The organism is Streptomyces sp. NPDC058534 (assembly GCF_042717365.1).
Lineage (GTDB): Bacteria > Actinomycetota > Actinomycetes > Streptomycetales > Streptomycetaceae > Streptomyces.
Window position 1 is genome coordinate 177495 of the sequence record NZ_JBHXNW010000001.1, and the last position, 16412, is coordinate 193906.

A 16412-nucleotide genomic window follows, 5' to 3' on the forward strand; every position below is an offset into this window, starting at 1 on the left:
AGGAAGGTAAGAATGACTGAAGATGAAATCATTCGCAAAGTAGTCGAAGTCGCTCATCAGCAAGATCTGCCTGTGCCAGCGGAGCCAGGTGTCGTAGACGCTGCAGAAAGGGCCATCGGTTTTCCTCTGCCAGTACTGTTGAGGCGCCTCTACTTGGAGGCCGCGAACGGTGGGTTTGGCCCGGAAGATGGTGTGCTTGGTGTTCCAGGTGGCGAATGGAACGGTGACTGGTCCGACATCGTTCACATTCATGAAGCTGTTCAGAGTGACGAGGAAGACGACACGCCGGCGTACTTCGTGTGGCTATACGAATGGGGCTGTGGAGTGTGGTCATTGATCGATTGTCGTGATTCTTCCGGGGTGATGTGGGCATGGGATCCGAATGACGGAATCGAGAACGCACTATTTTCTACTGAAATGAATTTTTCTGAATGGGTGTCGCGGGCATTGTGTGGCAACCTCGAAATGCCGGAAAAGTCTAATTAGTGCCATAAATCCTGTAGATTTGTTCGAAGTGAGCAGGGTGAGATGATGTCCTCCCAGGTGCAGTTTTCTGTCCGTAATCTCATAGAATCCATGGAGTCGGGCTCGGCTCCCGCCTACCAGGCTGCACTTTATGAGTTGGCGGAGGTAGCCAAGGCGGAGGGTGTAGAGGGGCTGACCGCCGCCGTCACGGCTCTTGCACCTTTGCTGCCGGGGTTGGGAGGAGAATTTGCCATGACCGCCGTCCTGGCAGGGGCTTGCGTAGAGTGGGGTGGATCGCCGATGCCGCTCGTCGACATACTGCCTTCCCGGACCGCTGAAGCCATGATGCTTAACGCCGCGGTACCAGAACTCTGGGAGGCGGCAACCGGAGGGCGGCCTCTACCCGAGCCGGAGAGCGCCAGCACGCAAGAACTCGTGCGCGAATTGACGCGACGGCCCTGGTGGCGTCGAAGTGCGGACAGTGCGAGGCATGAAGCGCTGACCCGGATTGCCATGGCATGGTTTGACATGGAGGACTGGATCAAGGCCCTGAATACCGTCATGGTGGATTACCAATTCCGCATTGCGGTGCCCGAAAGAGTCAAGGTTGAACTGGGTGAACGAGCTGCCGTTGTCGCCGACCGCTCCCAACGCGCCGTTTGGGTAGCGATGCTTGCGGCGGTCCTTGATGACGAGCCTATCGTGGTGATCGACCCTTGTGCTCATCGTGGGTATGCCTTGACGATGAGTGGCATAGGAAGCAACGGGCAGCTTCACATCCTCCTGGCTGACCGGCTTATCGGGGACCGGGAACACGGACGGGTTGTTAACACGCCCCCCGTCCAACGGTGGGTCGAAGCGGCGACCAGTGGAGATCCTTACTTGGGGGCCAGCGCCCCAGCGAAGACGTCATTTGAACTGCTCGACGGCTGCGGAAGAGTCATCAGTCCTGATGGGGTGCCGGCCGACATTGGAGCTCTTGATGGTGTGCGCGTCCTAGTCCTGCAGTCCGTGAAGCAGGAATACACCATGAACGTCGGGCGTATGTTCGAACGCATGACGCCGACATTGAATTTTGTCCGTGTCCTGCAGCAAGTGGAAACCGAACGTTGGATTGCCCGACTGCCTCCGGGGATCGCGAACGATAGTTGAGTAATCTGTGCACGAATGATCTCGTCCCGAGTCGAGCGCGCTCTCCCGGATGGGGAGCTGGACAGGAGTAGACCGTACGTTGTCTTCGAGCCCCGGACTAGTGAACAAGTACAAGAAACCGGGGTATATATGACAGGCCAGCCTTTGAGGGAAGTCGAGTCGTACTTGCAGGCCCTCTCCCGGGTGCGCAGCGCTGTCCAGCGCTGTCACCCGGGTAGTCAGGGGCTGGCTAGCATCCTCCACCTGTATAGGTCGCGAGCCCTGGAGAAGGCCGGGCGTATCCAGGAAGGTATTGAATACAACGTCCACGGTTCTGGATGCCTTTTCATTGAGGAAAGCGGAGTCGAGGTTGACGTGGACTTTCTAGAAGAAGGGACGGAAGTCTTTGATGCCTGGAGGGTCAGGAAGCTTTCGGTAAGTCTCGGCGAAGAATCCTCGGAAAGCCTGGACGAAATCGTTGCCGCGTGCAGAAAACTGGTTTCGCTCGGACGCTTGTCTGAGCCGCGCAGCGGATGGTTTTCGGCAGTTGAGTAGCGCCATCCCCTGGTTGGCCTGAAGGCCGGCTCCATTCCTGTCCGGTGTCGAAGTGAAATGACGAGGCCCCTCTTCCTGTAGCTCTTGGAGAGGGCGCCTCGCGATGCCTTGACGGCAACGCTGACGGCAACGTCAGCGGACGACGGTTCTCGCAGGTGGATCGGCAGGGTCGTCCTGGCCGCCGAGGGCGTGGCCCAGGGCGTCGATGGCGTCACGTCGGAGTCGGAGTCGGACGTGGGCGTAGATGCCGGCGGTGACGCCGATGTGAGCATGGCTGAGGAGTTCTTTGATGACGACGAGGTCGACGCCCTGTTCCAGGAGCAGGGCGGCGGTTGAGTGGCGTAGGTCGTGGAAACGGATGCGCCGGAGTCCGGCCCGATTGAGGAAGCGGCGGGTGAAGTTGGCGGGGGCGAGAGGCCGTCCTGTGGGCGTGGTGAAGGCGAGGCTGTTGTCTCTCCAGTCCGGCCCTGCGGTCTCGCGCTCCTTGTCCCGCTGATCCTGGTACTTCTTGAGACCATCCGCCGCCTCACCCTCCACCTGCCCGAACACTGGCGCTGGGCCGAAGACCTCACCGAACTGTGGACAGCCACCGGCCGGCGCATGCTCACCTGAACCACGCGCTCGACCCGACCGACTACGACGCGGAGAGAACTCGGAGACTCGGCACCGGACGGCCACCCGGCACCCACCGCTGCCCGCGCTCCGAGAGATCAACCCGAACCCGACCGAAGGCGACGCTCAGAATTCACGCGGTGGATCGAGGCTGAGGTGCTCCGAGGTGAGGAATCCCCGGAGTGGCCGTAGCCTCCCGGGGCTCCTGGTGTGCGACCCGCCACCCGTCGGGATGCAGCAGGCATCCGGCTGGCACAGGGGCTCGCGAGGGGCAGGTCAGCCGAGCTGGATTGGCTGCGTCGCGTCTTGCTCATCGTGCTCGTCGTCGGACTTGTCGAGGGCATCGAGGTCCTCGTAGGCGGTTGCGGGCAGGCGTGCTCCCCGGCTCACCGCGATCCGGCGCACGTTCGTCAGTGCTTCGGTCAACTGGACTGCCAAAAGGTGTAGTTCGCCAGCGGTCCATTGGCGCCTGTCCAGAACGCGCTGTGCCTCCTGAACGAGTTCACCGGCCAGGCCGAGCTGGGCCGACTCCATGTTGTCCGCGAGGCGTGACAGGTATCCGGTCCCGTCGCCCGCGAGGTAACACGGTTTTCCTTCCGGCCCGGCCCAGGGCAGCAGACGGGCTTGGTTCGTGAGGCTCATCGAGCCCCCACTTCCATGCTGCGGGTTAGCAGGGGGCCGGTGTCGATACCGCGGACAGCCAGCCACAGTGTGCGCCGCCGTGTCCGTCTGCGCTGCTGCTCTCGCCGCTCGTGTGCGAGCAGATACGGGCGGACCAGTCCGGTGTTCTCACCGTTCAGCACTGAGGCGGCGGGTACACGAGGTGGGCATTGAGTCGACGCCTCCGCATCGAGACTGGTGGAACGGCGAGCTGGTACGCGGTGGCGGCCTGGTGCGGGCCGCAGCAGCCGTAGCAGTGGTTCGAAGATGTGGGCGATACAGTGCGGCATGTCGAAGCTCCTTGTCAGCGTTGGCCATGCCCCCGGACCGTTCGCGCGGTTGCGGGGGTCCTGACGAGACGTCAGCCTGCCGACCGTCGATGCACCGCAGTTGCACCGTAGGGTGCAACTCCTGCTGCCAGGAATCCGCTATATCCCGACCCACTCCGCGTACTGTGCCAACGAGCTGTTACGCGCCCGCTCCCGCCGCTTCAGCGCCAGCACGGTCTCCCGTACGGTCGGGTGGTAGCGGGTCTGCTGCGGAGCGATGCGCCGAGCCTGGTTCAGGCAGTCCAGCGCCTCGTCCGGGTGGCCCGCCCACGCGTGGGCCCGGCCGAGGTCCATCCAGTGGTGCCCAGCCCGGGAACGGGTCCAGCCGCGCGGGATGCGCACATTGTCCGCGAGTTCGATCGCACGCCCGAAGTCGTCAGCCTCCGAGGCGATGGCCACGGCATGCACGCCGACGTTTACCGGTCCCCAGGTGACGCCGAAGTCCGGCACCTCGCCCGTTGCCTGGGCAAGGACACGGGCCTCGGCCAGGCGAGCGTCGGCGTGGTCCCGGTCCTTCATCCGGCCCGCGATGGTTGCAGCACGCAAGTGCAGCATGCCCCGCATCGCATCAATACCCGCCGGACGGCGTGACTCCTGGCCATCAAGGTCCCGCAGCGCTCGGTCAACCACCCGCAGACCCACGTCGTACCGACCCGACGACAACGTCGTCTGCGCACGCAGAAAGGCATGCATCGCGGCCAGCCCCGGCTCGTCAGCGCTCGGCGCGGTCCACGCCAGCCGGTCCAGCGCCACGGTCGCCAGATCGAGGAAGCCGAGCTTCCACGCCACGGTGAACACACACCGAAACGTCTCCGCCAGACACTCGTAGGCCAGCCGCTGCTCCGCCCCGGTACTGGTGTGCACCGCCTGCACCGACTCGTCGATCAGCACGGGCAGGTCGCGCACCATGTTCGTGTACTGCGCCTGACGGCGCTGTTCCAGAGCCCGCTGGACATCCGCCCAGATCAACGCGGCCGGACGCGGGGCCGTCTCCCAGCCCAGAGAGATGTCCCAGTTCTCCAGACCCTCACGGATCGGCTGGATCAGGGCGTCCATGCGGTCGCGCCGCAGTTCGTCGGCGTACGGCTGTCCCAGCAGGTCGGATGTGGAAACACCCAGTGCACGGGCACAGGCGGCGACAAGAGCCGGGGAGGCGGGCTTCTGGCCGCACTCGACCTTCGACAACAGCGACTTCGACAGGTGCGCCCGCATCGCCAGCCCCTGCTGTGTCAGACCGCGCTGCTTCCGTATCCGGGCGATCCGAGTGCCGGTGTGCTCCTCGATGCTCTGCGACACGGCGAACTCCGTTCTGCTGCAACACTCAGACGGTACCCCTGCAACACCGCCCCGGACCGGCCGAACAACGATCAACCCGGCTGCCCGCAGAACCCGACGGCGGCGTCGCCACTCTTCAGCGTCGAACACTGCCTACGCGCTCGCTCCACCCCTCCCCAAATCCAGCAGCTCCACCATCCCCGTAGCGTCCTCCTCCCCATGCCCCTCCGCCAGCCACCGCTCCATCAACCCCATGTACGGCGTCAGCAGCTCCGCGCTCACCCCCTGCTCCTCCGCCGTGCGCAGCAGCGTCGCGTTGCCCGCCACCTGCATCGCGAGGTTGGAGACGACGTCCTTGCCGTAGTCGCCGGTCTCCAGTTGGGCGGCGGCCAGGTGGACGGACGGGGCCATCGCGGTGAGCCAGGACGCCAGGAGCGGGGCGAAGTCCCCCGGTGCGATGGCCTCGCGCCGGATCAGTGCGAAGGCGTGTGAGACGCCCGCGAACATGCCGGTCATCGCGCTCAGCAGCGCCACGTCGTGCAGGGCCGCGAAGCCCGCGTCCTCACCGACGTACCGGGTGCCGGCGGGGACGGCGAGGGTGTCGCGGTGCTCGTCGAAGAGGGTGCGTGAGCCGCTGTAGAAGACGTACGCGCCGGAGCCGGCGGCCCCGATCATCGGCGGTACGGCCATGATGCCGCCGTCCAGGAAGCGTGCTCCGCGCGCCGTCGCCCACGCGGCGCGGGCCCGGCCGTCGGCGGGTGTGCCGGTGGTCAGGTTGACCAGGTCGCGGCCGGTCAGGTCGACGCCGTCGAGGGCCGCGCCGACCGACGCGTCGTCGAGCAGGCAGACGATCACCAGGCGGTTCCCGGCCACCGCCTCGGCGGCGGTCCGGGCGACGGCGGCGCCCTCGGCGGCCAGGGCCTCGGCGCGGGCGGGGGTGCGGTTCCAGACGGTCACGGGGTGCCCGGCGGCCAGCCAGGCGCGGACGAGGGCGGTGCCCATCGCGCCGGCGCCGAGGACGGTGAGCGGAGTGTGCGGAGTGAGTGGAATACGGGGAGCGGATGTCTTGTCTGTCATGGTGACAGCCTCTTCCGGGGGGCACGGCCGCTCAAGTACGTACTTTCGAGTGGGTGGTTACCCCGGAGGAAGCACGCGGGCGGTGGACGAACGGGGTGACGGGGATGGGTACGGCACGGCGGCCGGGGGCGTACGTGTGCGGGGTCGACGCGGCGATGGACGTGATCGGCGGAAAGTGGAAGGTATTGATCCTTTGGGCGCTCGGCGAGCGGATCCGCCGCTTCGGCGCCCTGCGCCGGGAGCTGCCCGGCGTGACGGAGAAGGTGCTCACCGCACAGCTGCGGGAGCTGGAGGCCGACGGCATCGTGCACCGCGAGGAGTACGCCGAGGTGCCGCCGCGCGTCGAGTACTCGCTGACCGCGCGGGGCGTCGCCCTCAACGAGGCGCTGGCGCCGCTCGGCCTGTGGGGCAGGGCGCACGTCCTGGACGGCTCACAGGCTGCCGGTCAGGTGCGCGAAGACGACCACGTTCCCCTGGTAGCCGGTACTGCGTGAGTAGTCGCCGCCGCAGGTGATGACCCGCAGCTCGGGCCGGAGCGCCGCGCCGTACACCTTGGCGTCGGGGAAGTCGTCGGCGGCGTAGACCTCCACCGCGTCCACCGTGAAGACCGCGACGCCGCCGTCGCGCCGGTCGACTTCGATCGTGGCGCCCTTCTCCAGCGCGCCGAGCCGGTAGAAGACGGCGGGGCCCTGGGCGTTGTCGACGTGCCCGGCGACGATCGCGGTGCCCCTCTCGCCGGGGGTGGTGCCCGCCTCGTACCAGCCGGCGAGGTTCTTCCTGCCGGCGGGCGGCACGTCCAGGCTGCCGGAGGGCGTCAGACCGAGCCCCGTCAGGGGGGCGTCCACGTCGATCGCCGGGACGCGGATCCGGTCGGGCGGCGAGGGCGGCAGCGCCGGTGCGGCGGGCGTCTGCCCGGCCCGCCCGGTGCCGGAGGCGGCCTGCGCGGCCGACGGCTGCGGCGGGGTCTCGGTCTCCGTGCCGCCGACGAGCAGCCACGCCCCGGAGCAGAGAGCGATCGCGGTGACCGCGGCTATCGCGGTGTTGCCGACCCTGCGCATGACATCCCCTCTCCAGACGGGCCCTTGTGGTCTCCCCTGCCCCCTCCGGGCCGCGAGGGGCGTCGGACCCGGAGGGGGTGGGGGAGTGCGGTACCGGCGGACGGGCAGCGGAGGGTGCCCGTCAGATCCCGTCGCCTCTCGCCCGGCGATGCAGGAGCCAGGTACCGCCCGCGGCGGCGACGGCGAGAGCCGTCACACCGGCCGCGGTCTGCACGGGGTCGGGGCCAAGAGCGCCGCCGACCCCCGTCTTCACGCTTCCTCTGGGGTACACCGGCTCGTCGGCCGGGGTCAGCGTGACCACCAGGTCGCCCGTCACCCGCCGCTCGTCGTCCCCACAGGTCGCGACGATCTCGTACGTTCCCGGGTGCGCGCTCGGCGGCACATCGAAGTGGCCGGCCGCCTCCCCGTCGTCCGTGCCCGGCGCCAGCGGGAACGGGCCGGCGCCGACCGCGCTGGCGTCACCCGCCGCCGAACCGCCCTCACCGCACCACGCCGTGGTCACCATGGCCCGCTCGCCCGGCACGACCGAGGACGGGTACACCTCCAGACCACCGGTCGGTGCGGCGTCCCCGGCGTACACGGTCGCCGGGGAGGCGAGGCCGACGGCCGCGACGGCGAGCGCGGTACCGGTCAGCAGGCGGGCGGTACGTCGCATCGGTGCTCCTTTGAGCTCTTTCGGTGGCCCCTGCCCTACCGAGGAAAGTGGCAGCGGACCCGGCCCGCTCCCCGAGCGCGCGGCGCGGATTGGGATGAACGGGTGTCGCCGGTGCGCCGGACGGAACCGCGCGGGACTCCGTTTCAGCAGGTCACGGGGGCGTGCCGGGTGGGGGCGGGAAAAGATCCCGAAGGGTGCGGGACGCGGGTGTGAACGGGTGACCGGCGCCGCCGAACGGGCCCGCCGCCACCACGGCTTGACCTCAAGTTTGGTCGAGGTATCAGGCTGTTCCGCATGAACACCACGACCGCCCCGCTGCGGGTGACCCTCCTTGTCGGCAGCAACCGCCACGGCCGCTTCGGCCCGGTCGTCGCCGACTGGCTCCTGGACCACCTCCGGGCCCACGACGACCTGATCCCGGAGGTGGTCGACGTGGCCGAGGTCGACCTCCCCACGACGTTCGCCCCGACGCCGGAGGCGACCGCCGCGCTGGCCGGGGTCACGCCCGGACTCGCGGGCGCCGACGCGTTCGTCGTGCTCACGCCCGAGTACAACCACTCGTTCCCGGCGGGTCTGAAGAACGTCATCGACTGGCACTTCACCGAGTGGCGGGCCAAGCCCGTCGGCCTGGTCTCGTACGGCGGTCTGGCCGGCGGTCTGCGCGCCGCGGAGCACCTGCGCCAGGTCTTCGCCGAACTGCACGCCGTCACCGTCCGCGACACCGTCTCCTTCCACAACGCGGGCGCGTCCTTCGACGACGAGGGCATGCTGAGGGACCCGTCGGGGCCGGACGCCGCGGCGAAGACGATGCTCGACCAGCTGGTGTGGTGGGGACGCGCGCTGCGCGACGCGAAGGAGAAGCGGCCCTACGGCGACGTGTGAGAACGCTCGGGGCCGCCCCGGGTTCGTCCCCGGGGCGGCCCCGCGTCCACTGCGCGGCGGGCTCAGCCCACGTTCACCGCGCTCCACGCCGCGCCGACCGCGGCGTACTCGGCGCTGTCGTCGCCGTACAGGTCACCGGCCGCGCTCAGGGTGGCGGTGCGGGCGCCCGCGTAGTCCGTGGACGACGTCATGTACACCGTCAGCGCCCGGTACCAGACGTCACCGAGCTTGTCCCGGCCGATCCCGGAGACCGAGGAGCCGTCGCAGGTGGGGGAGTCGTAGCGGACCCCGCCCACGGTCCGCGCGCCGCTGCCCTCGGCCAGCAGGTAGGCGAAGTGGTTGGCGATCCCGGAGGAGTAGTGGACGTCCAGGTCGCCCACCGCGGTGCTCCAGCAGTCGGCCGAACTGCCGTCCCTGCTGGGCTTGTCCATGTAGCGCAGCGCGTCCCGGCCGAACCCGTCCCGGACGACCTTCTCGCCGATCAGGTAGTCCCCGGCGTCGGCGGAGTTGCCCGCGTGCCACTCCACCAGGGTGCCGAAGACGTCGGAGGTCGCCTCGTTGAGGCCGCCGGACTCGCCCGAGTAGGTCAGCGCCGCCGTCGACGAGGTCACCCCGTGCGTCATCTCGTGCCCGGCGACGTCCAGCGAGACCAGCGGCCCGAAGGTGCTCCCGTCACCGTCGCCGTACGTCATGCAGAAGCAACTGTCGTCCCAGAAGGCGTTGTTGTACTTGTTGCCGTAGTGCACCCGGTTGTACGACCCCTTGCCGTCGCCCGCGATGCCGCTGCGCCCGTGCACGTCCTTGTAGTAGTCCCACGTGACGTCGGTGCCGTACTGCGCGTCCACGGCGGCGGAGGCGCGGTCGCCGGCGCTCCCCGTCCCCCAGTGGTTGTCGGCGTCGGTGAACGGCGTCGAGGGGGCCCGGACCAGGCACTTGCCGAGGAAGCAGAGGTCGGTCTGGTTCTCCGCGTCACCGGTGTACGTGCCGCCGCGCGTGGGGTCCTTGAGCTGGTACGACGACCCCGAGGACGTCGTTTCCAGCGGCACCTTGCCGCCGTACAGCGACTCGCCGTCGCCCGCGGCCGTCTCGATGGTGTCCCAGGCGTCGATGCGGGCGCCGGTGCCGGCGTCGGTCAGCACGGTGCGCGCGACGGGGTTGCCGAGGGGGTCCATCGCCGCCGCGTTGGTCCGCCAGGCCAGTTTCGGGGCCCCGTGCAGGGCGTCGACCACCAACTGCGGTTTTGCGGTGAGCTTCTTCAGCAGCTCGCCCGGGTTGGCGGCGCGCAGCGCGTTCGCGGCCAGGTCTGCGGCCTTGGGTGCCGACAGTTTCGGGGTGACGGTCGGCAGGGAGACCCGGGCCTCCGTCGCGCGGTCCGCGCCGCGGAAGTCGCCGTCGGGGGCGAGGTGGAGGACGAAGTCACCGCCCAGGACGGGGAGTTCGCGGTAGGTGCGGTCGTAGCGGACGTGCTGGGTGCCGTCGTCGTCGACGATGACGTCGCGGACCTCGGTGTCCTGCGCCGCGGTCAGGCCGAGGGCGTCGGCCCGGTCGGCGAGGACGGCGGCCGCGTGTCCGAGGGCGTCGGCGGAGGTGGGTCCGTCGGCGGCGCGGGAGGTGGGGGAGAGGACGGTGGTGAGCAGCGCGGCGGTGGTTGCGGCGATGCCGGCCGTGGCGAGACGGGAACCTCGGACGTGCCGTATTCGGCTCATCGGACTCCTTGGGGAGGAGCGCTACGGGGCGCGTGGGGGTGCGGGGGCGTGGGGAAGTGGGGGTGCGGGGGACGATGATGTTGACTCAGATTTAAAGGACCCCCGGCATGTCATGTCCATAGCCCGTCGGTGAAGATCATGAGGGGCTTGAGGCGAGAGAATGACCTCTCGTGGACACCACGCGACTGCCGTTCTTCGTCTACGGGACCCTGCGCCCCGGCGGCCCGAACCACGACGCCTTCCTGCGCGGGCGCACCCGCGCCGAGGAACCCGCCCGCCTGTACGGCGCCCTGCTCTACCCGGGCCCCGGCTACCCCTACGCCGTGGAGGCGCCCGAGGGGACCGTGCGCGGGGAGGTCGTCACCGCGCTGCCCGAGGAGTACGACGCGCTGCTCGCCGTACTGGACCGGCTGGAGGAGTACGTGCCGGGTGACCCGCGCAACCTGTACGACCGGGTGGCCAGAACCGTCGTACGGGACGCCGACGGGACGACCCTGCGGGCCTGGGTGTACGTCGCCGCCCCCGCGGTCGCGGTCCGGCTGCGGGCCACGGTCAGGCCGATCGCGGACGGCGACTGGTCCGTGCGATGACGGCCGCGGCCCCCGCCGGTCCCTACCGCGCCACCTCCACCCGCACCGCGCACACCTTGAACTCCGGCATCCGCGAGGTCGGGTCGAGGGCCGGGTTGGTCAGCGTGTTGGCGCGGCCCTCGCCCGGCCAGTGGAAGGGCATGAACACGGTGTCCGGCCGGATGCCGGTGGTGATCCGGGCCGGCGCCACCGCCCGCCCCCGCCGGGACACCACCGCCAGCGGGTCCCCCTCGGCCGCCCCGAGCCGCGCCGCCAGCCGGGGGTGCAGCTCCACGAACGGGCCGGGCGCGGCGGCGTTCAGCTCGGCCACGCGCCGGGTCTGCGCCCCGGACTGGTACTGCGCCACGACCCGCCCCGTGGTCAGCAGCACCGGATACGCGTCGTCCGGCTCCTCGGCGCTCGGCCGGTGCGCGACGGGCACGAACCTGGCCCGGCCGTCGTCGGTGGCGAAGCGGTCCAGGAAGAGACGCGGGGTACCCGGGTGCGGGGGAGTGTCCTCCCGCGGCGCCGGGCACGGCCAGAACACGCCGTTCTCCTCCGCGAGCCGCCGGTAGTCGATCCCCGAGTAGTCCGCCGGACCGCCGGCGCCGGCCCGGCGCAGTTCCTCGAAGACCTCCTCGGGTTCGGTCGGGAACCCCTTCTCCACACCCAGCCGGTAGGCCAGGCCGTGGAGCACCTCCAGGTCGCTGCGGACCCCGTCCGGCGGCGTGATCGCACGCCGCCGCAGCAGCACCCGCCCCTCCAGACTCGTCGTCGTCCCCGTCTCCTCCGCCCACTGCGTCACCGGCAGCACCACGTCCGCCAGCGCCGCCGTCTCGGAGAGCACCACGTCGCACACCGCCAGGAAGTCCAGCGACCGCAGCCGCCCCTCGATGTGCGCGGCCCGGGGCGCCGACACCACCGGGTTGGACCCCATGACCATCAGCGACCCGATGTCCGTCCCCAGCGCGTCCAGCAACTCGTACGCACTGCGCCCCGGCCCCGGCAGCGAGTCCGGGTCCACGCCCCACACCTGGGCCACATGCCGCCGCGCCGCCGGGTCGGTCAGCTTGCGGTAGCCCGGCAACTGGTCGGCCTTCTGCCCGTGTTCGCGCCCGCCCTGCCCGTTGCCCTGCCCGGTCAGACAGCCGTACCCGGACAGCGGCCGCCCGGCCCGCCCGGTCGCCAGGCACAGGTTGATCCACGCGCCCACCGTGTCCGTGCCCTTGGCCTGCTGCTCCGGTCCGCGCGCGGTGAGCACCATGGCCGCCTCCGGCGCGCAGAACAGCCGCACCGCCTCCCGCAGTTCCGGAACGGACACCCCCGTGATCCGCTCCACGTACTCCGGCCAGTGCGCCATCGCCGCCGCCCGCGCCTCCTCCCAGCCGGCCGTGCGGTCCTCGACGTACCGCTCGTCCACCCGCCCCTCGGCGACGACCAGGTGCAGCATGCCCAGCGCGAGCGCCAGGTCGGTGCCGGGCCTCGGCGCCAGGTGCAGGTCGGCCTGCTCGGCGGTCTTCGTGCGGCGCGGGTCGACGACGATCAGGGTGCCGCCGTTCTCCCGCAGCTCGGTGAAGTACCGCAGTGACGGCGGCATCGTCTCCGCCGGGTTCGACCCCACGAGGATCACGCACCCGGTCTTCGGGATGTCCTCCAGCGGGAACGGCAGCCCCCGGTCGAGCCCGAACGCCTTCGTCCCCGCCGCGGCGGCCGACGACATGCAGAACCGGCCGTTGTAGTCGATCTGCGAGGTGCCCAGCACCACCCGGGCGAACTTGCCCAGCGTGTACGCCTTCTCGTTGGTCAGCCCGCCCCCGCCGAACACCCCGACCGCGTCCGCGCCGCGCTCCGCCCGCGTGCGGGCCAGGTTCCCGGCGATCCGGTCCAGCGCCTCGTCCCAGCCGGCCGGCACCAGCTCACCGTCGGCGGAACGCACCAGCGGCGAGGTCAGCCGCGCCCCCGACGCGAGCACTTCCGGCGCCGTACGCCCCTTGCCGCACAGCGCGCCCCGGTTCACCGGGAAGTCCGCGCGCTCGCTCACCTCGACGGTCCCGTCGGCGGCGGGCGTCAGATTCATCCCGCACTGCAGGGCGCAGTACGGGCAGTGCGTGGGCGTGGCGGTGTTCTGCATGCCGCCCAGCCTGCGGCTTCCGTGTTACGCGACCGGGCGGCGGTCTGTTACACCGCCGGGACGGCGACCTCCCCGCCGCCCTCGGGCCACGGTGAGGGGCGGCTCCTCCAGCGCCGCTGATCCGCGCCGCTCATCCGGCGCCGTCTCCTCCGGTGTCGTCTCGTCCGGCGTCGGCCAGGGCCCGCACCACCCCCGGCTCCTTCGGCCCGAGGAAGTGCGGGTCCGGCTCGAAGGCCGCGTCCAGCGCCGCCTTGCCCGCCGCGAGGATCTCCCGGGCGCCCCCGTAGTACCAGGTCACGTCGTGCCGCTCGTCGACCCCGACGCCGTACGACGCCACCCCCGCCTCCTGACACAGCGCGACCGCCCGCCGGATGTGGAAGCCCTGGCTGATCAGCACGGCCCGGTCCACCCCGAAGATCTTCTTCGCGCGGACGCAGGAGTCCCAGGTGTCGAAGCCCGCGTAATCGCTGACGATCCGCCCGTCGGGCACACCGTGCCGCACGAGGTAGGCGCGCATGGCGTCCGGCTCGTCGTACTCCTCCCGGCTGTTGTCCCCGGTGACAAGCACCACCTCGATCCGCCCCGCACGGTACAGCTCGGCCGCCGCGTCCAGCCGGTGCGCCAGGTACGGCGACGGCTCGCCCTCCCACAGCCCGGCGCCGAAGACGACGGCGACCTCGGTGCGGGGCACGCCGGCCGTGGTGCGCAGCCGGTCGCCGGTGACCAGATGCATCCACGTCGCGGGCAGCAGCGCCAGCACGCACCCCGCCACCACCGCCCGGATCAGCCGCCGCTGCCCCGTGCGGGTGCGCGGCAGGCGTGGTCTGCGAAGTGTCGGGCGGCGCATCGGACGGTTCCCTCCCCGGTCGGTTCCTGCCCTCAGGGACGTACCGGAGCGCCGCCCGGTTCGCCGGCCGCTCACACGCGGTGGGCGGCGGCGTGTGAACCGACGGAAAATAGTCGTGACGCCCACGCAACGGGAAGGCAACGTCACCCGGTCACGATCGGTGCATGACGGTGATGACAGTGACGGGCAGCACGAGCACGCGGGCCACCGGCGGAGCACCCGCCCTGGTGGTCGTCGCCCACGGCAGCCGCGACCCGCGCGCCCTACGCACCGTGAACGCCCTCCTCGACCGGGTCCGAGCCCTGCGCCCCGGCCTCCCGGTGCACCTCGGCCACATCGAGCTGAACGAACCCCTGCTGCCCGACACGCTGGCCGCCCTCGGTGACGGGTCGGCGGTCCTCGTCCCGCTCCTGCTCAGCCGCGGCCACCACGTCAAACGGGACATCCCCGACATGGCCGCGGCCTCCCCGGCCCGCACGCGCGTCGCCGCCCCACTCGGCCCGCACCCTCTGCTCGTGGACGCCCTGCACGGCCGCCTGCTGGAGGCCGGCTGGCCCACCCGCGCCCCCCGGGACGCCGCCGTCGTCCTCGCCTCCGCGGGCTCCCGCGACCCGGACTCCAGGACCGACACGACCCGCACCGCGGCCCTCCTCGCCGCCCGCCTGGGCGTCCCGGTCCTCCCCGCGTACGCCTCGGCGTCCTCCCCGACGGTCCCGGAAGCCATCCGCACCCTGACGGCCCGAGGCCACCGCCGGGTGGCCATCGCCTCCTACTTCACAGCCCCGGGCCGCTTCGCGACGGAGTCCACGACAGCGGCCCGCTGGATCACCTCACGCCCCCTGGGCACCCACCCGGCCATGGCCCGCCTACTCCTCCACCGCTACGACCGGACGCTGTCGGCATGGGATGACGACAGCGCGCCCCGAAGGGGCGCGGGACTGTATCGATTGCGGCTCCGCCGCGCGGGCGCGACCAGCCACATCCGGCCCGCAGCCACGCGACCACAGAACCCGGCACACGCATCCGTCCCCACCGCTTAATGTTCATCGCATGGAAGGCACAGACACCCCACCCCCCTACGACCCGACGTCAGTCGCCCGCTGGGCCCCCGAGCCGGACAAACGCCCCGGCCGCACCGCCTTCCAACGCGACCGCGCCCGCATCCTGCACTCCGCCGCCCTGCGCCGCCTCGCCGGCAAGACCCAGGTCGTCACGCCGGGCGAGGGCAGCCCCATGTGGGACGCCAGCCCCCGCACCCGCCTCACACACTCCCTGGAGTGCGCCCAGGTCGGCCGCGAACTCGGCGCCGCCCTCGGCTGCGACCCCGACCTCGTGGAGGCCGCCTGCCTCTCCCACGACCTCGGCCACCCGCCCTTCGGGCACAACGGCGAACTGGCGCTCAACACGTTCGCCGAGGACTGCGGCGGCTTCGAGGGCAACGCCCAGTCCCTGCGGCTGCTCACCCGCATCGAGCCCAAGCGGTTCACCGAGGACGGCTCCGTCGGCCTCAACCTCACCCGCGCCACCCTCGACGCCGCCACCAAGTACCCCTGGCCGCGCGGCGCCCACCCCACCGACCCGGCCTCGCGCAAGTTCGGCGTCTACGACGAGGACCGGCCCGTCTTCGAGTGGCTCCGCAAGGACGCCCCCGGCGCCCGCACCTGCTTCGAGGCCCAGGTCATGGACTGGGCGGACGACGTGGCGTACTCCGTGCACGACGTCGAGGACGGCCTGCACGCCGGTCACATCGACCCGAACTGCCTGCTCGCCGACCCCGAGCGGGAGGCGGTCTTCGAGGCCGCCGTCGGCCGCTACGTCCCCGCCGGCACCGACCACGCCGAACTCGCCGCCGCCCTCGACCGCCTGCTCGCCCAGGACTGGTGGCCGCACGGCTACGACGGCTCGGCCGTCGCCCAGGCCCGCCTGAAGGACGCCACCAGCCAGCTCATCGGCCGGTTCTGCCTGGCCGCCGAGACCGCCACCCGGGCCGCGTACGGCGGCGGCCGGCTCACCCGGTACACCGCCGAGCTGGTCGTCCCCCGGGAGACCCAGCTGGAGTGCGCCGTCCTCAAGGCGGTCGCCGTCCGGTACGTCATGCAGCGCACCGAGCAGGAGGCGCTCCGCGCCGACCAGCGGATCGTCGTCGCCGAACTGGCCGAGGCGCTCACCGCCCGCGCCCCCGACGGCCTGGACCCGCAGTTCCGCGCCCTTTTCGACGGGGCGGCCGACGACCGGGCCCGCAAACGGGTGATCGTCGACCAGATCGCCTCCCTCACCGATGCTTCGGCCCGCTCGCTTCACGCCCGGCTGACGGGGCATCCATGAGACTGGCGGGACAGGTGTGACCCGACAGACCGCGAGGCTCCGGAAACCGGACGCTCCGTGGCCTGATCGGGTCGCTCCCTCTTCCCGCACCACGCCGCGTGCGGGACGCTCGCATGTGGCGGCACCCTGACGAGG

At 70.7% G+C, this 16412-nt stretch carries 16 protein-coding genes and 1 pseudogene; 8 read left to right on the plus strand and 9 right to left on the minus strand.

Annotated features, from left to right (window positions below):
* The first annotated feature begins 12 nt into the window (after positions 1-12).
* The 3 genes from ACFWR9_RS00730 (at position 13) to ACFWR9_RS00740 (ending at position 2151) form a co-directional block, all read left to right on the plus strand.
* Positions 13-486 carry an SMI1/KNR4 family protein gene (locus tag ACFWR9_RS00730; protein ID WP_383833344.1) on the plus strand — a complete coding sequence of 158 codons (474 nt, stop codon included), beginning with the start codon at positions 13-15 and terminating at the stop codon, positions 484-486.
* 42 nt (positions 487-528) lie between these two features.
* Entirely contained in the window at positions 529-1617 is a 1089-nt protein-coding gene (locus tag ACFWR9_RS00735; protein WP_383833347.1) for a hypothetical protein, read from the plus strand.
* Between the two features lie 129 nt (positions 1618-1746).
* A complete protein-coding gene (locus ACFWR9_RS00740; RefSeq protein WP_383833350.1) occupies positions 1747-2151 on the plus strand; it encodes a DUF6896 domain-containing protein in 405 nt (134 codons plus the stop codon).
* Positions 2152-2283: 132 nt separating this feature from the next.
* On the opposite strand, the pseudogene ACFWR9_RS00745 reads toward ACFWR9_RS00740, so the two are convergent.
* From ACFWR9_RS00745 to ACFWR9_RS00760, 4 genes and pseudogenes are all read right to left on the minus strand, one after another.
* Positions 2284-2664, minus strand: a pseudogene (locus tag ACFWR9_RS00745) (tyrosine-type recombinase/integrase); the annotation flags it as partial.
* Between the two features lie 375 nt (positions 2665-3039).
* A complete protein-coding gene (locus ACFWR9_RS00750) occupies positions 3040-3405 on the minus strand; it encodes a hypothetical protein (protein ID WP_383833352.1) in 366 nt (121 codons plus the stop codon).
* Positions 3406-3851: 446 nt separating this feature from the next.
* Entirely contained in the window at positions 3852-5048 is a 1197-nt protein-coding gene (locus tag ACFWR9_RS00755) for a helix-turn-helix domain-containing protein (RefSeq protein ID WP_383833355.1), read from the minus strand.
* 132 nt (positions 5049-5180) lie between these two features.
* Positions 5181-6104 (minus strand): NAD(P)-dependent oxidoreductase, encoded by a 924-nt coding sequence (locus ACFWR9_RS00760; RefSeq protein ID WP_383833358.1) that lies wholly within the window; start codon positions 6102-6104, stop codon positions 5181-5183.
* Between the two features lie 104 nt (positions 6105-6208).
* Here ACFWR9_RS00760 and ACFWR9_RS00765 point away from each other — a divergent pair, with 104 nt between their 5' ends.
* Positions 6209-6598, plus strand: coding sequence for a winged helix-turn-helix transcriptional regulator (locus tag ACFWR9_RS00765; RefSeq protein ID WP_383833361.1), 390 nt, complete (start codon positions 6209-6211; stop codon positions 6596-6598).
* Here ACFWR9_RS00765 and ACFWR9_RS00770 read toward each other — a convergent pair.
* Both ACFWR9_RS00770 and ACFWR9_RS00775 read right to left on the minus strand, forming a co-directional pair.
* Positions 6536-7162 carry a class F sortase gene (locus ACFWR9_RS00770; RefSeq protein WP_383833364.1) on the minus strand — a complete coding sequence of 209 codons (627 nt, stop codon included), beginning with the start codon at positions 7160-7162 and terminating at the stop codon, positions 6536-6538. The two genes, ACFWR9_RS00765 and ACFWR9_RS00770, sit on opposite strands and share 63 nt — an antisense overlap.
* A 121-nt stretch (positions 7163-7283) precedes the next feature.
* Positions 7284-7817 carry a hypothetical protein gene (locus ACFWR9_RS00775; RefSeq protein WP_383833367.1) on the minus strand — a complete coding sequence of 178 codons (534 nt, stop codon included), beginning with the start codon at positions 7815-7817 and terminating at the stop codon, positions 7284-7286.
* 294 nt (positions 7818-8111) lie between these two features.
* Between ACFWR9_RS00775 and ACFWR9_RS00780 the strand changes: the two genes are divergently transcribed.
* A complete protein-coding gene (locus ACFWR9_RS00780) occupies positions 8112-8699 on the plus strand; it encodes an NADPH-dependent FMN reductase (protein WP_383833370.1) in 588 nt (195 codons plus the stop codon).
* A 62-nt stretch (positions 8700-8761) separates the two neighbouring features.
* Here the strand turns inward: ACFWR9_RS00780 and ACFWR9_RS00785 are convergent, their stop codons facing one another.
* Entirely contained in the window at positions 8762-10405 is a 1644-nt protein-coding gene (locus ACFWR9_RS00785; protein ID WP_383833373.1) for a M4 family metallopeptidase, read from the minus strand.
* Between the two features lie 170 nt (positions 10406-10575).
* Here ACFWR9_RS00785 and ACFWR9_RS00790 point away from each other — a divergent pair, with 170 nt between their 5' ends.
* Complete coding sequence (locus tag ACFWR9_RS00790) at positions 10576-10995, plus strand: gamma-glutamylcyclotransferase family protein (RefSeq protein WP_383833376.1); 420 nt, start codon at positions 10576-10578, stop codon at positions 10993-10995.
* A 22-nt stretch (positions 10996-11017) separates the two neighbouring features.
* Here the strand turns inward: ACFWR9_RS00790 and ACFWR9_RS00795 are convergent, their stop codons facing one another.
* Together ACFWR9_RS00795 and ACFWR9_RS00800 are read right to left on the minus strand one after the other, a co-directional pair.
* Positions 11018-13105 carry a molybdopterin oxidoreductase family protein gene (locus ACFWR9_RS00795; protein ID WP_383833379.1) on the minus strand — a complete coding sequence of 696 codons (2088 nt, stop codon included), beginning with the start codon at positions 13103-13105 and terminating at the stop codon, positions 11018-11020.
* 130 nt (positions 13106-13235) lie between these two features.
* Positions 13236-13952, minus strand: coding sequence for a vancomycin high temperature exclusion protein (locus ACFWR9_RS00800; RefSeq protein ID WP_383833382.1), 717 nt, complete (start codon positions 13950-13952; stop codon positions 13236-13238).
* 164 nt (positions 13953-14116) lie between these two features.
* Here ACFWR9_RS00800 and ACFWR9_RS00805 point away from each other — a divergent pair, with 164 nt between their 5' ends.
* Positions 14117-14992, plus strand: coding sequence for a sirohydrochlorin chelatase (locus ACFWR9_RS00805; RefSeq protein WP_383833384.1), 876 nt, complete (start codon positions 14117-14119; stop codon positions 14990-14992).
* Between the two features lie 10 nt (positions 14993-15002).
* Positions 15003-16277 carry a deoxyguanosinetriphosphate triphosphohydrolase gene (locus ACFWR9_RS00810; protein WP_383833387.1) on the plus strand — a complete coding sequence of 425 codons (1275 nt, stop codon included), beginning with the start codon at positions 15003-15005 and terminating at the stop codon, positions 16275-16277.
* The last annotated feature ends 135 nt before the right edge of the window (positions 16278-16412 follow it).